Source organism: Pseudonocardia oroxyli, assembly GCF_900102195.1.
GTDB lineage: Bacteria > Actinomycetota > Actinomycetes > Mycobacteriales > Pseudonocardiaceae > Pseudonocardia > Pseudonocardia oroxyli.
On sequence record NZ_FNBE01000034.1, the window covers coordinates 1 to 15,215 of the forward strand.

Consider the following 15,215-nt stretch of genomic DNA (forward strand, 5'->3'; position numbering starts at 1 on the left):
CGACTGTGAGACTGGTGTTCGTCGCCCGGTCGGTCTGACCCATGCTTACGACTGGCCCTCTCGGTGCCCTGGCGTTGATTTGTCGGCCGCCCGGGCGACACCGCCACTGGTGGCGCACCGAGCGGGCAGTGACCTCATAGGAGCCTGATCTCAGCAGGTCCCATCACAGTCCTGTCCCGCCCGCCCGGCGCGCTGTCGACCACGCCCCCGGGAAGAGGACACGCAGTCACCGATGAGGATCCCGCACGACAACCGCCCGCGCATCGTCGTCGGCGTCGACACCCACAAACACCTCCACGTCGCCGTCGCGGTCGACCAGCTCGGGGCACTGCTGGGCTCGACCACGGTCACCGTCAACCGTGCGGGCTACTCGGGACTGCGCGACTGGGTCGGCGAGCTCGCCGGCGACAACGACGACGTGCCGGTGGTGTTCGGGATCGAGGGCACCGGCTCCTACGGCGCCGGGCTCGTCTCGTTCCTGCGTCGCGCCGGCGACCAGGTCATCGAGGTCAACCGCGGTGACCGCACCGTGCGACACCTGCGCGGCAAGGACGACACCATCGACGCCGAGACCGCCGCCCGGTCCGTGCTGTCCGGCACGGCCACCGCCGTCCCGAAGACCCGCGAGGGTGTGGTCGAGATGATCCGTCAGGTCAAGATCGCCAAGGACACCGCGACGAAGGCCCGCACCCAGGCGATCGTGACTCTCAAGACGGTCCTGGTGAACGCGCCCGCCGAGCTGCGCGAGGCCCTCGAGCCCCTGGGCGACCGCGAGCTCCTCGACGCCTGCCGCGCGCTGCGCTACCAGTCGATGGACGGACCCGAAGACGCCGCCCGCTACACCCTGCGTGCGCTCGCCGACCGCCACCGCAGCCTCGACTACGAAGCCCGCCGCCACGAACGCGTCCTCGACACCCTCACCGACCGCGCCGCACCCACGCTGACCAGCCACTTCGGCATCGCCGCGGACTCCGCGGCGGAACTGCTGATCGTGGTCGGTGACAACCCCGAACGCGTCCACAGCGAAGCCGCCCTGGCAAAGCTCTGCGGCGCCTGCCCCATCCCCGCGAGCTCGGGCAAGACCAGCCGTCACCGGCTCAACCGCGGCGGGCACCGCCAGGCCAACGCCGCCCTGCACCGGATCCTCGTCGTCCGCATGCGCTTCCACGAACCCACGATCGCCTACGTCGAGCGCCGCAGCCACGAAGGCCGCACGAAGAAGGAGATCCTGCGCTGCCTCAAGCGCCACCTCGTCCGAGAGATATACCGAGCCTCGTCGCACCACATAAGGAGACGAAACAATTGTCTCTCGTCGCTTGACAACTATAGGAGCATCAACGCCCTCGCCGAAAGCTTCTTCTCCTCCATGCAGGTCGAGCTCCTGGACCGACAACCTTGGCGGACCCGCCAGGACCTGGCGAACGGCATCTTCGAATGGATCGAGGCGTTCTACAACCCGCTCCGGCGCCACTCCGGGCTGGACTACCTCTCACCCGTCGACTACGAACAAGCCCACACCCCGGCCGCTGACGCGGCCTGAACCCCACACCCCACGAGTCCGCGAGACCGGGGGAAGGTCACCCCCCGGCCTGTCCTTCCGCAAACTACGCCCCCTGCGCTCGGCCACGATCACCATCAACGGCGCCGAACAGACCTACGCGTGGACGTGGCGTCACGGCTGCCAGGGGGATACACCCAATGCTGAACACCACCTGCTCGCCTTGAGACCACGTGACGCCGCGGTGGGCTTGCCTCGCCCACAGAACCCGAAGCCGCGACTTTGAGCGTCACGTTCCCTCCCTGTCGACGTACCAACCCTGGCCGAGTGCTATCAACCTCCCGGCCCGCACAAGAGAATCACATTCCACACGGATATCGCGAATCCCTCGGTCGGAAGGATGAAGAGCACTCGACGAATACAAGAGTATTCGCCAAGCGTCAAATGCGTCTGCTCCGCCGACCATGTCAACTTCGACGACATGGCCTTCCAGTAGGATGAATCGACACCCAGCTTCGTGAATGTCATACTCGATGCCGCCGCTCAGGCGGCCAGTCTTAGGAATTGCTCCATCGAGGTAGTGGCACACCAGTTCGGCAATCCTTGAGGCGCTTAGCCCTGACTGCCGGATCGAGGTGCGCACACAGGAGAGCGAGCTGAGGTAACCCTCGACCTCACCCATCCAACGTCACCACCCATCAACTTGCGACGAAGAAATCTGGAACCTGCTGTGTCACTCGACTCAGTCAGTGCAGCAAGGCGCCGAAGTCGCAGCGAGTCTCGATGTGGAGAGCTCGTCTTCGATAACAGGGATTGGACGATCGTCGACCACCTATGTCAGCATTCTTCATCAGCTTCAATCCGGTCGCCATTGACGCGGTCTGAATACCAACCCTGGCGAGGCTCAATGAGACGGCCGGTCCGCACGAGTTGGTCGCAATGCAATTTGATCTCATCGACGGCTGGTCGATCACCATCCGATTCCCCAGAGAAGTGATCTCGAATCTTCCAAGGATCGAAGACCTCAAGGCCCTCGTATATGTCGACTTCGACTACGCGTCCACCCGGAATCACGAACCGACATCCCGCACCGTGAAAGTCGTACTCGAGACCACCTTCGAGGCGCCCGGACTTCTCAATTTCGCGCCGCCTGTACTGTCGCCTGAGGTCGGCGACACCCTCCGAATGGTTACGAGCGAGAAGCGTTCGCGCGATCGTCAATCCTTCGAGATAAATCTCCACCTCGTTCACGACGATGCACCTCACTCGTAGCCGACACCTCGTCACACTTGAGGTGGATGTGGCGGGCGGAGGACTGCAGCACGGCGCGGGTCGCCTCGGTCTGGAAGGCTCTCGCACATGATTGCCGGGCCCGAGATCGAGTGTATGGCGCCGGACCTGACAGTGGGAGGGCGTGGGGGCCGCTCACCGGCTCCTTGCGCGAGTCGGCGACGGAGCGGTTGAGGTCTTGGGTAGGCGCCCGCTGGCTGGCTCATGTTTGATCGGAGTACCAACCCGGCCGGAGTTGCACAAGGCGACCAGTCCGGACCAGCGAGTCGCACTGTCTGCGGATTTCGCGAAGCCCTCGGCCCGAGGACTCTTCTCCATCAGCGACGCAGAGCAGAACTCGCCAGGCGTCGAACGCTTCAACGCCATTCACGATGTCGACATCGATAACGTCACCGTCCGGAAAAGTGAATCTACATCCGACTCCATGGAACTCATACTCCACATCACCTTGAATTGTGCCGACCTTCGGAATCTCCCGCAATCCTAGCCGCCTCATGAGACCGAGCACCCCCCCAGAACTTGTTCCGGATTCCCGAAGGGTAAGTCGCACACGTTCGAGCCCAGCTAGATACCGTTCGACGTCGTTCATGCGATCTCACCGATACCCCAGGCCTCGCGGCCTCTTGTGCGGATTCGAGATCCGGTCCGGCCCAACTTCCGCCCACGTCTGAACAATCTCCTCACCCCCTCCTGGATACCGAGCCCGGACGGCCTCGTCATCGACAGAAATGATGCGGTAAGGCACATCCACGCCTGCCTTTTTTGCCGCCACGACTCGGTGGTGCCCGTCAATCACGTAAAGCTCACCCGTGATCTCGACAAGTTCAACCGGCGCAAGAGTCTCACCTCTCCTCAATTTCTCGACGAGGCCTTCGATGAACTTCCGCGATGCGTTCCCCTGAAGCGATTCGGTGCGCTTCAGAGCGTAAGGGTATACGACGCCGTCTGCATCTACGCTATCCGACTCGACACTGTCCTCATCCTCGTCAGATTCCGAACTGGCTGCCGACCTATTAGTTGTGATCCTGATTGGGTCGTCATATCGGCCGGTCCGATGCGAGCCCAAGTCGGGAGCTCCCGGAGTGCCCGTTCCTCCTCGAAGCGAGTCAATCAGCTCGTCAGCACCATTCGAGCCACCGCGACATAGTCCGCCAAGATTGCCAGTACTACTGAATGAAATGGGACAAGTCTGCGGCGCCGGGACGTTGATACCAATTTCGCCCTGTTGGCAGCCAGTGCCGAAGAGAATCGATTGCGGTGTGCAGACGCCGTTGTCGGTCATGCGGGCGGCTGTCGGGGTGACGACGCCGGTGGAGGTGGGGCGGAGGTCGCCGGTGGCTGCTTGTTGGGCTGCGTCGATGGCGCGGAGGCCGCCGACCATGCAGTTGAGGAGTCCGCCGCCGCTGGTGGTGGTGAGGCATTGGATGCCGGGGGTGATGGTGCTGGCGGAGGTTGCGGCGTCGGCGAGGTTGTCTCGGACGTCCCAGGCGCCGACGTTGCGTGGTGCGTCGGATGCTGCGAGCAGTGCCTCGAGCGAAACCTGTGCTCTGGGGGCTACCGGTTCGATCGCGACGCGGTTCTGCTGTCGTGCGGCGTCGACTGCGACTGCTACTCCGCCTCGGACGTTGACTCCTCGAGACGGTGCAGGTGCTCGCGCGGGAGCACGCGTGGCTGCCCTTGGTGCGGACGCCGGCCGGGCCGCGGCTGCGCGCGCAGACGATGCGACGTTGTTGAAGCTGGTGGTGACCTGGTTCGCGACGCCTCTGGCGAGGCCGGTGAGCTGCGCGGCGATGGCGCCCCAGTTAGGGCCGGGTGCTGGCGCTGGGCTCGGCCTGAAGTTGCCTGTCCATGACGGCGGCCACTGTCCGACCGTCGGTGCCGGGGTTGAATCCGGACACCAGACAGCAACGCGACCTCGCCCGGTGTCCGTGTAGCAGGTGGCCCGGCCGGTCGGGTCCATCCCGGTCAGTGGGTTGGCGTTGCCGTATTGGTAGCGGTTGGCGTTGATCGACGCGGGGTTGGCCGGATTGTTGGCAGTGTCGCGGGTGTCGAACTGGCCGGTGGCGGTGTTGTACCAGCGGCTGGCCATGTTGACGCGGCCGGTGAGGTTGTCGGTGTATTCGGATTGGTAGCCCAGCGTGCCGGTCATGCCGGTGGCGGCGGTGACGGAGCCGAGGGGGTCGTAGGTGATCGACCCGCTGAGGCTCGCGCTGGCGGAAGTGAACTGGGCGATGACGTCGCTGTGCAGGTCTGTCCAGGCCAGGCGTCCGGTGCCACCGGTGGTGGCGCCGAGGACGTTCCCGCCGGGCCCGCGCGGGTAGGTGGTGGTCCCGTCGCCGGCGAGGTCGTTGCCCAGCCCGGTGTAGGAGAACCCGGTCTGGATGACGCGGCCGAGGCCGTCGTAGTCGTAGGTCTGGGTCCCACCGCTGTGCTGCTGGGTGATGACCTGGCCGAAGGCGTCGGTGCCGGTGGTCTGGCCGTTGGCGGTGAGCAGGGTGCCGCGGGGTGTGTAGGTGTAGAGCTGGGAGTCGGCGGTGAGCAGCCGGTTGCGGGCGTCGTAGGTGAAGGTGTGGGTGCCGTTGGTGAGGCGGTTGCCGGAGGCGTCGTAGGTGTAGTCGGTGGTGGTGGTGCCGTCGTCCCAGGAGGTGAGGCGGTCGGCGTCGTCGTAGGTGTAGGTGTTCGCGGCGGCGCCGGTGGTTCCGGTGGTGGTCTTGCTGGTGAGGTTGTCGTCGGGGTCCCAGCCGTAGGTGACCGAGGCGATGGGGGTGCCGCCGTTGGTGGCGAGGGCGTCGCTGGTCAGGCGGTGGGAGTCGTCGTAGTCGAGGGTGCGCCGGTTGCCGGTGCCGTAGGCGATCTGCTCGACCTGGGAGAGTTGGTTGTAGGTGTAGGTCTGGGCCCCGATGGCGGGGTTGGTGGCGGTGGCTTGGCGGCCGCCGGTGTCGTAGGTGTAGTCGGTCTGACCGGCGGCGTCGGTGCGGGTGGTCAGCCGTCCGTCGCCGTCGTAGGCGTAGGCGGAGGTTCCGGGGATGCCGGTGATGGCGGTGGGCAGGCCGCGGTCGTCGTAGGCGACGGTGGCGGCGCCTGCTCCGCCGGTGAAGCCGGTCATGCGTCCGGCGTCGTCGTAGGTGAAGGTGCGGTCGTCGGTGGTGGCCTCGGCGCCGCTGCCGGACTGTTGGGTGAGCCGCCCCATCTCGTCGAAGACCGACGTGGTGGTGACGCCGTCGGGTGCGGTCTGGGTGACGGCTTGGCCAGCGAGGTCGTAGGTGGTGGTCCAGGTGCGGTCCTCGGCGTCGGGGTGTGCGGCGGTGGCCGGTTCGATGCGGGACTCGGTGAGGTTCCAGGAGTTGTAGGTGGTCCAGAACTCGTTGCCGCGGCCGTCGAGCAGGCGGGTGGCGTTGCCGGCGGCGTCGTAGTCGAAGGTGGTCTCGATGTTGGTGGTGCCGGTGGGTTCGCGCTGCCAGGTGAGTTCGTTCCTGGCGTTGTAGTCGTAGTCGTGTTGGGTGCCGCGACGGTCGTAGGCGACGCGGACGTTGCCGGCCTTGTCGAAGCGCTGGGATTCCCAGGTCAGGATGGTGTCGGCGGCGTTGTAGGTGCCGTGTCCGCCCATCCGGCCTGCGAGGTCGTAGAAGGAGCGGCTGTAGCTGCCGTCGGGCAGGGTGTCGCGGGTCGGGCGCCCGGCGGCGTCGTAGTCGGTGGTGGAGGTGTTCCCGGCGCCGTCGGTGACCGAGACGGTCTCCCCGGCGGCGTTGTAGGTGGCGGAGGTGGTGACCCCCTCGGGTGAGGTGATCCCCTCGAGCCAGCCGCCGGTGCCGTAGCTGTAGGTGGTGGTGTGCGCCGTGGAGGTCTGGCGTACCACCTCGGTGCTGGTCAGGGGGCGGCCGAGCAGGTCGTAGGTGGCGGTCTGGACCGCGCCGGTCGGGTCGGTGACCGAGAGCTGGTTGCCGAGCAGGTCGTAGCTGTTGCGGGTCACGCCGGTGTCGGGGGCGGTGGTGCTGGAGAGGTTGCCGAGCTGGTCGTAGGCGTAGGTGGTGGTGTCACCGAGCGGGTCGGTGAGGGTGGCCAGCAGCCCGGCGGCGGTGTAGGTGCGGGTCCACTCGGCGAACTCCTCGGTGCCCGCGCCGGGCGCGGTGTAGCCCGGGGAGCGTTCGGTGGTGATCCGGCCTGCGGCGTCGTACTCGGTGAGAGACCAGTTTCCGTTGGGGTCCTCGCGGTCGGTGACCTCGCCGAAGGTGTTGTAGCCGATGAAGGAGACCGCGCTGGTGTTCGCCGGCGGGGTGTCGGCCCGCACGACGGCGGTGGCCGGGGAGGTCACGGTCGACAGCCGCCCGGCCTCGTCGTGGTCGAGGTAGGTGGTGTTTCCGTTGGGGTCGGTCTGGCTGACCGGCAGCCCGTCGCGGTCGAGGATCCGGCTGGTGCGGATGACTCCGGCGTCGGTGGCGGGGACGGTGTCGGCGTGCAGGGCGGCGACCTCGGTGCCGGTGAGCGCGCGTTGGACTGTGAGGACGTCGTCGAGGCCACCGGACCAGGGGTCGACCTTGTAGGTGTTCCACATGCCGCGCCCGATCGACAGCGGCCCGCGGGCGGACCAGCCGGTGGCCGGGCGGGCCACGGTCTGCTGGAGCGTGCCGTCGACGTAGAGCGAGAGCGTCTGGGCGTCGGCGTCGTAGACGCCGGTGAGTCGGGTCCAGGTGTTGAGCGCGGCGGCGCCGGTGGAGCGCGCGTTGACCTCGCTGTAGGAGGGGGTGTCGGTGTCGGGCATGGAGATCGCCCAGCGGTTGGCGCCGTTGTCGTAGCCGAGGAAGAACGCGCTGGCGTAGGCGCCGTCCTGGGCGAGGGCGTTGAGCGAGCGTCCGGACACGTCGCGTTTGACCCAGGCCGAGACGGTGAAGCTGCGTGCGGTGTCCAGGGCCGGGGTGCTGGTTTCGAGGTAGTCGTCGCCGTCGAAGGTCGCCGAGCCTCCGCGGTCGGTCGACCAGCCCACCCCGGGGCCGCTGGCGGTGGCCTTGGCGTTGCCCGCGGCGTCAGCTGCTGTGCTGCCGCTGGTCTCGCTCATGCGCCACCAGCCTGTGGGGGTGACGGAGTCGTCGGAGAGGTGTCGGGTGGTGGACACGACTCGGCCCAGCGGGTCGTACTGGGCGTCGGTGCGGGCGGCGAGCGCACCGCCGGGGCCGGTGTCGACGGTGGACACGACCTGGTCGTCGAGGTTGTAGGTCAGGCTGGTGGTGCGGTCGAGGCCGTCGGGGTCCAGCGTGCCCGACACCTGTCGTCCGGCGGCGTCGTAGACCGCGGTGCGAACCGTGGCGCCGTCGTTGGTGACGCGCCGGGTGAGGTTCCCTGCGGCGTCGTAGCTGTTGTCCTCCAGCACGAACGAGGTGGTGCCGTCGGTGCGGGTGGTGGTCGCGGGCCGGCCGTCGTCGGTGTAGGTGTAGTTGGTCGTCCAGCCCATGGCGTCGTGCTCGGCGGCGAGACGGCCGGCCGGGTCGTAGTCCTTGGTGACGGTGATGAGGTCGGCTGCGGGGTCGGGGTCGTTCGGGTCGCCGACGAACCCGTCGATCTTGGACAGGGTGAGCCGGTCGGCGAGGTCGTAGAGGTTCACGATGACGCGGCCGTCGGGTTCGATCTCCTTGAAGATGCGGCCGAGGTCGTCGTACTCGAACCAGGTCGTCTCACTGAGGGCGTTGGTGGAGGAGATCTGCTGGCCCAGTGCGTTGTAGGAGTTCGCGGTGACGCGGTCGGCGTCGCCGCCGGTGAGGTCCTCGGTGAGCTGTTCGAGGACGTGCCCGTCGGCGTCGTAGGTGATGCTGATCTTCTCGGTGTGGACGGCGCCGGTGACGCGGTTGGTCACGCCGGGGCCGGTGCGGGCGATGATGCGCCCGAGCCCGTCGTACTCGGTGGTGGAGGTCAGCCCGGCCGGGTAGGTGTCGGTGATCTCGGTCTGTCCGGTCTGGCGGCCCAGCCCGTCGTAGGTGAACCGGATGATCTTCCCTGCGGGATCGGTGATCTCGGCGACGTCACCACTGTGGAGGTAGCGCACCTGTTGCACGGCGCCGCCGGGGGTGGTCAGGGTCATCGGCAGCCCGGGTGGCGCCAGCCCGGAGTCGTAGGCGGGCACGGTGGTGCCGTCGGTGTAGGCGGTCACGGTGGCTCGGCCCAGCGGGTCGGTCACCGTGGTGCGGTTGCCGTTGGCGTCGTAGTCGTAGCTGGTGCGGTAGGTGTCGTCGGTGGAGCTCGCCGAGCGGCCGTCGCGCATGGTGAGCATGAGGTCGTTGCGGGCGTCCGGGGTCAGCGAGGTGCTGGTCGCGTCCGGGTAGTAGGTGTAGTAGGTCGAGTTGCACTTCTGCGCGGCCTGGTCCTGGCAGGTGATCAGCTGGGTGGTGTTGCCTCGGACGTCGTGCAGCCGCTGGGTCAGGACCCCCCGCGGGTCGTAGACCATGCTGCGGTTGCCGCCGGTGTCGTAGCCGAAGTGGGTGGTGTTGCCCAGCGCGTCGGTCTCGGCGACCTGGCGGCCCTTGATCAGGTCGCTGGTGATCGAGGTCTGCGCGCCGCCGGGGCCGGTGACGGTCACCTTGGCCACCGGCATGGTGGTCTGGGTCGCGACGCCTGCGTGCATCGTGTAGGCCAGCGGCACGGTCTGCAGCGCGGCCTGGAACTGGGCGGTGACCTGGGTGGCGGGCAGCTCGCTGCGGTAGTGGGCGACCTCGGCGATGGAGCCGGGGAAGTACCCGGCCTGCCCGGCGCCGTGGGCGGACCAGGAGCCCTCCCACCGTCCGGTGCCGACATAGGAGTGGCCGGAGCCGATGTCGGCGAGGGTCTCGTTGGCGCTCCCGACCAGCTGCCCGTCGAGGTAGAGGCGGTGCACCCCGGCGGAGTGGGTGAGCACCACGTGGTGCCACTGCCCGTCGTTGACGCTGCCCGGGGTGACGACCTGGTTCCAGCCGAACCCGCCGCGCAGCTTGCCGTCGGTACCGATGTAGAGGGCGGGAATCCAGTCCCCGCCGCTCATGGCGGTGACCGGGTCGTTCTGGTAGCCGTAGAGGACGCCGCCTGCGGTGCTGCCCGACGCCATCTTGAACGACAAGCCCACCGAGATTCCCTCGGAGCCGGAGTCGGGGCCGGGCATGTCGCTGTCCGGGAGCGTCAGGTACGAGCTGGAGCCGTTGAACGCCGCGGAGGTGGTCCCGGAGAACGGGCCCGCCGCGCCGAGGGTGACGTTGTTGTAGGTGGCGTCGGTCCCGCGGACCTCGTTGACCGCCTGGGTGGTGCCGGTCTCGGCGAGGCGCCAGTAGTTGCTCGGCGCCCCGCCCAGCATCGAGGCGGTGTAGACCTCGCTGCTGCCATAGACCTCGGGGTCGCCCAGGGTCCAGACGCCGCCGTTCTCGTCGGTGAGGGTCTCGACCCGGCCGGTGACGGTGCTGTAGCCGACCTCGGCGTTCACGCCGCCGGAGGGGCGGGTGATCTTCTCCAGGACGGGGTGGCCGTTGGTGCCGATGTCCCAGAGGTCGCCGACGGTGTAGCCGGGGACGGGTCGGTTGAAGAAGGCGACGTCGGAGATGTCGCCGTTGAAGAACGTGGCCGGCGCCGGGGCGGCGCCGGTGTTGGCGTGGCCCGGCCAGACACCGCCGACGTAGCCGGCGCCGACGTAGACGTGGGCCGAGTCGTCGGCGATCTGGTTGATCATGCCGCCGGCGAGCGTGCCGACCTCCTGGCCGTCGAGGTAGAGGGTCTGGGTCGTCCCGGCGCCGGTGAGCACGACCTGGTGCCACTCGCCGTCGGTCACCGACCCGGAGGTGGTGATCGGGTTGACGGTGTAGTTCCAGAACTGGCCGCGCAGCTTCCCGTCGGAGCCGATGTAGAGCGCGGGGATGTAGGAGCTCGGAGCCCCGCCGGGCCGGGTGATGGGGTCCTGGCTGTACCCGAAGAGCACCCCGCCGGGCGTGGTGGTGCGGAACCACATGCTCACGCTCTGGTACTGGCCCTCGACGACGAGGCGTTGGGGCAGCTCGACGCGCGAGGAGGTGCCGTTGAACCCGGCCGAAGTCGAGTCCGAGCTCAGCATCGCCGGGTCCTGCTCGAGCGCGACGTCGGTGTAGATCGCGCGGTCGGTGCCGGCGTTGGCCAGGACCGAGCTCTCCGCGGTCGGCGTTCCGACCGGCTCGTTGAGCCTCCAGAACCCGGTCGGTCCCTCGTTGAGCAGGGCGTTGGCGTGCTGGGAGACCCAGCGGTTGTCGTAGTTCCAGCACGTCGCGGGGGTCAGTGGGGCGCAGACCTCGAGGAGTTGGTCGGCGTCTCCGTAGCTGTACTGCCACACGTCGGTGGTGTTCCAGTCCCCCGGCACGGCAGGCCCGGTGGACACCTGGGTGACGTGCGAGACGGTCGAGCCCGTCGGGTGCGACCAGTTCAGGTGCAGCTCGCGCCCGGACGCGCTGCTGATCAGGTTCGCGTTGCCGGCGCCGTCGTAGCTGATCTCGAGTGCGCGGTCGTTGGCGTCGCTCGTCGACGTCAGCCGGAAGACGTCGGTGGGGCCGGGCTGGGTGAACTCGTACTCGGTGGAGTCCTTGTCCACGAGCCGGTAACCGGTGACCGTGGACCCGGACAGGATCTCGGTCAGCACGGCATGGGTGCCCTGAGGGGCGGTGAAGCTGCCGTCGGCGTTGCGGCCGAACACGACGTCCTTGCCGTTGGCGTGGGTGACCTGTACGACCACGACGGCGCCGGTGCTGTCCCTGACCTGGGTGGCGCGGGTGTCGAGAACGCTGGACCAGCCGGCGCCGAAGGCGCCGTCGCGGCGGACGTCGAGGCTGTTGTAGCTGCGGGTGATCTCCAGCGGCGGTCCGACCGTCGGGATCGACGCGTCCGTGGCGGTGGTGGTGTAGTTGCCGGTGGTCGGCTCGAAGCCGCGGCCGGGGTTGCGGCCCAGGTCACCGGTCAGCACCGGTTGCGGCACGGCGGTGCTGAACCGTTGCACGGCGTAGACCGGGCTGTAGAGGTGCTGGTCGTAGGCTTGGACCACCCAGAGGTAGTCCTCGTTCCACTTCAGCGCCCCGGAGGGAACCGGCCAGGAGGTGGCCGGGGTCCAGCCCGAGTTGGCGACGACGTTGGTGCCGGTGCCGTCGTAGACGACGTAGTTGTAGGTGACGCCGGTGCCCGGCCAGAGGTCGGGGTCGACGCCGTCGGCGGCGAGGTTCGGGGTGAGGGTGCCGACCTCACCGTTGTTCGCGGGGTACCGCATCCCGATCTGCGGTGGGGTGTTCGAGGTGTAGGTGACGTCCATGTACGGGGCGTAACCGCCCCCGGCGTAGTTGGACGAGGTGAACCGCTTCCACGACGCCGAGTCCGTCTCCGACGCCAGGAGCGCCACCCCGTAGTTGGCTCCGCCGCGCGCCCAGTTGTCGACCACTCCGGCGTTGATCGGAACGCTCACGTACGAGCCGACGCTGCGGACCGCGCCGGTGTTGGTGCAGGCCGGGTAGTGGTTGGTGACGGTCAACGAGCCGATCACACCCGCACCGACCGACGGGCCAGGGTGTGTCGCGCTCGCCAGCCCGGCGGGTGTCCAGTCCTGAGTGACCTCATGGACGTTGAAGGGCCGGTAGGTGGTGCAGGTCGACGTCCAGGTCAGGAACAGGTTCAGCGTCGCACCGGTGACCCGGCCGATGCCGGGCGTGGCCGGGGAGATGTTGCCGAACTTGATGAAGGAGCGGGCCTTCGTGGTTCCACCGTTGAACGTGCCGACGGTCATGGAGTCGCCGTCGTTCAGGGTCCCCGGGTCGTTGTCGACCTGCGCATCGGCGGTCGTCACCGTCTGAGCGGTCGGGTCGACCCGGACCGGGTACACCCGTGCCGGGTCCTCCAGCCACGCGCGGTCCGCGGTGACCTTGAGGGCCTGGCCGTCAGGGTGCTCGATGATCTCGAACGCCACGTTCGGGGACTCGGCGGCCGCCCCGGAGGCGGGGTCGACGTTGGAGTCCTGCATGAACCCGTTCGGGAAATGCGCCGCGACCTCCCCGGCCGCGTTGAGCAGGTCGATCGAACCGGTCTCGGTGAGCGCAGGGGTCAGCCCGTTGAGGGTCAGCGGGAAGATCCACTCCGAGGCCGCGGCAGGCGAGTGCAGGACCAAGGTCTCCTTGATGCCGGTCGCGAAGCTGCTCAGCTCGAGATCGGTGTCCGGCAGCACGCCGGCGTAGTAGGCCGTGGCGCCCTCGACACTCGGCTCGACCGGGGCCGCGCCCTCGAGCCGGAAGCCGAGCGACTCGCCGGACGGCAGCGCCAGCGTGGCGAGATCCTCGACCGGACCCGCGGTTCCTTCGCCCCCGGTGCCGGCACCGGGCTGCTCCACCTCGACCACCGTTGCCGCCGGATCGACCTCCGGTGCAGTTGTCGCGCCCGGCTCGTCGACCGGGCTCGGCTCGACGGGAGCCGAACCGTCGGGCACGGCCGTGGCAGCGCCGGGCTCCTCACCGACTGCGCTACCGGGCGTCCTGGGTCCCTGAACTGCGGGTCCCTGAACCGCGGGTCCCTGAACCGCGGGCCCCTGAACCGCGGGCCCCGGCATCTCGGGCCCGGTGGGGGTCGGCGTTGCCGGCGTCTGGGTCGCGGGGCCGGGATCGGTCGTGTTCGGGCCGGGGCCAGGCTCCTCGACCGGCTCGGGAGCCTCGATGGTCGTCGCGGTGTCGCCGGTGAGCGAGACCTCGATGGAGTTCGCGGTGACGTGCAGCCGCCCGTCGGGCTGTTCGGTGAGAGTGGAGTCGATGGGCTGCCATGCCCCGTCGGGGGCCTGGAAGTTGACCGGCTGAGAGAAGGTGCGGCGGGTGAAGGACCCGTCGGCGTTGCTGTACAGGTCGGTGTCGGCGGTGCTCTGATCGGGGACTCGGACACTGGTCTCCGGGTCGAAGCGCCCCTCGCTCGTCCCGGTCTGCGTCTCGGTCACCGGTGTCTCGTGCGGGCGGTAGGGCTCCAGGGTTCCCGGCTCCGGCTCGACGGCCCGCCCCTCCCCTGTGCCGGCTCTCGTGGCATCGGCGTCGACCTGGACGCCCTCCGGCGGTGTACGGCCCTCGGCGGGTTCCGGCAGGTCAATGCCCGCCAGGTCGAGCGCCCATGCGGAGCCGCCACCGAGCCACGACCACAACACAGACAGCGAGAAGCCTCCGGAGGAGGGGTTCGACGCCGGTATCGCCGCGACGGACAGCACCATGGCGAGGACGATGACCACGCAGACGCGGCGCGCGTAACGAGAGATCGAGCGGAGCACGACAGCCCCTTTCAGAGCGATGGGTCGAGGGGTATCGGTTCAGCCGACGAGGCGGAGGATCTCGCGGCGTGTCTGCTCCCGGATCTCCTCCGTCGACGACCCATCGATGACGGTGACGTTCGGTGATCCCTGCTCCCCGCCGCCGCCGTCGACGAGCACGAAGGCGAGGTCGGGATGCGCCCCGGCTTCGGCGCGCGCTGCGGTGATGGCACGTTCATCGACTGCCACGACTGCGGTGCAGCGTCCTGACGTGGTCAGGCCCGCCAGTGTCGAGGTCGCGCTCTCTGCCGTCGGCGGGCCCTGGATCTCGATGTACTGCACGCGTGCGAGTGACTCCGTGGAGGCGTCCTGCATCCCCGCCCAGGCCGATGCTGCGGGCCCGCGAGTGATGTCGTCATCGACGAGCAGACACGCCGCGACCGGCCGGTACTGCCGGGCGCGTGGCGGCTCGGGCCACCACGACCACGCCACGAGCCCGATACCTACGAGGACGACCAGCACGGTGGGGATCCACCAGCGGCGCCCCACTCGACCGGCGACCACGCCCAGTGGGTTGCGCTGCCTGAGGTTCATCGCACACTCTTCCTGATCAGGCGGTCGACGCGGCGTCGGTGTCCCGGTTCGGTGGCGGTCATCGGTACTGCCTGATCCAGTCGACCATCATCTCCGAGGGCCGGTAGGGGCCGTCGCCGTTGAAGGCGTCGAGCTGGATGGTCATGTGCATCGCTCGTGGCGGCTGATGGCCGGGTTCGCAGTCGGAGAACCATTGCGCGCCGTCGATGTAGCCGATGATGCAGCGATCGGTCCACTCGACGGCGTAGTTGTGCCACTGGGTGACGTCGAGAGCGCGACTGGTCTGGGTCTGGCTGTTGGAGGCGCCGTAGTGCAGGAAGAAGTCCACGTTCTGCCTGTCGGGGTCGGAGATCTCGGCGTAGTCGACCTCACCGCCCACGGGCCAGTCCTCGGCGTCGGGCCACAGCAGCAGCACCGGGTGGTAGTCCGGGTCCCCGACAGGTGCCCGCATCCGTGCCTCCCACTTGCCTCGGTACTGCCCTGTTCGATATGCCATGCCGCCGGAGTCACCGGCTGTGTTGCCGCGCACCGTCACCACGTCGCCGTCGACCGACCAGGCGGACGCGACCCGGCGGCCGTTGTTGTCGTGACCCGCGCCCTCGTAGA

At 68.4% G+C, this 15,215-nt stretch carries 6 protein-coding genes and 2 pseudogenes; 2 read left to right on the plus strand and 6 right to left on the minus strand.

Annotated features, from left to right (window positions below):
- Nucleotides 1-232: 232 nt before the first annotated feature.
- Both BLS43_RS28660 and BLS43_RS31495 read left to right on the plus strand, forming a co-directional pair.
- Nucleotides 233-1,174 (plus strand): annotated as a pseudogene (locus BLS43_RS28660) (IS110 family transposase); the annotation flags it as partial.
- Between the two features lie 162 nt (nt 1,175-1,336).
- Nucleotides 1,337-1,540 (plus strand): annotated as a pseudogene (locus BLS43_RS31495) (IS3 family transposase); the annotation flags it as partial.
- A 247-nt stretch (nt 1,541-1,787) separates the two neighbouring features.
- Here the strand turns inward: BLS43_RS31495 and BLS43_RS29735 are convergent.
- From BLS43_RS29735 to BLS43_RS28680, 6 genes are all read right to left on the minus strand, one after another.
- Nucleotides 1,788-2,180: a DUF6896 domain-containing protein gene (locus tag BLS43_RS29735; RefSeq protein ID WP_143030282.1), complete on the minus strand. Its 393-nt coding sequence runs from the start codon at nt 2,178-2,180 to the stop codon at nt 1,788-1,790.
- Nucleotides 2,181-2,335: 155 nt separating this feature from the next.
- The gene (locus BLS43_RS29740; protein ID WP_143030283.1) at nt 2,336-2,749 is read right to left on the minus strand and encodes a DUF6896 domain-containing protein; all 414 of its coding nucleotides are present in this window, start codon (nt 2,747-2,749) and stop codon (nt 2,336-2,338) included.
- A gap of 241 nt (nt 2,750-2,990) precedes the next feature.
- Nucleotides 2,991-3,377 (minus strand): DUF6896 domain-containing protein, encoded by a 387-nt coding sequence (locus tag BLS43_RS32265; protein WP_425438587.1) that lies wholly within the window; start codon nt 3,375-3,377, stop codon nt 2,991-2,993.
- 6 nt (nt 3,378-3,383) lie between these two features.
- Nucleotides 3,384-14,036, minus strand: a complete 10,653-nt coding sequence (locus BLS43_RS31820) for a LamG-like jellyroll fold domain-containing protein (protein ID WP_143030284.1) — start codon at nt 14,034-14,036, stop codon at nt 3,384-3,386.
- Between the two features lie 39 nt (nt 14,037-14,075).
- Nucleotides 14,076-14,537, minus strand: a complete 462-nt coding sequence (locus BLS43_RS28675) for a type 1 periplasmic-binding domain-containing protein (RefSeq protein WP_093089841.1) — start codon at nt 14,535-14,537, stop codon at nt 14,076-14,078.
- A 130-nt stretch (nt 14,538-14,667) separates the two neighbouring features.
- Nucleotides 14,668-15,215 (minus strand): glycoside hydrolase family 16 protein (locus BLS43_RS28680; protein WP_093089842.1); only part of this gene is annotated, 548 nt, incomplete at its 5' end.

Excerpts from the sequence above, each read along its gene's own strand:
- BLS43_RS32265 (WP_425438587.1), bottom strand. The coding sequence starts at position 3,377 with ATGAACGACGTCGAACGGTATCTAGCTGGGCTCGAACGTGTGCGACTT.
- BLS43_RS29735 (WP_143030282.1), bottom strand. The coding sequence starts at position 2,180 with ATGGGTGAGGTCGAGGGTTACCTCAGCTCGCTCTCCTGTGTGCGCACC.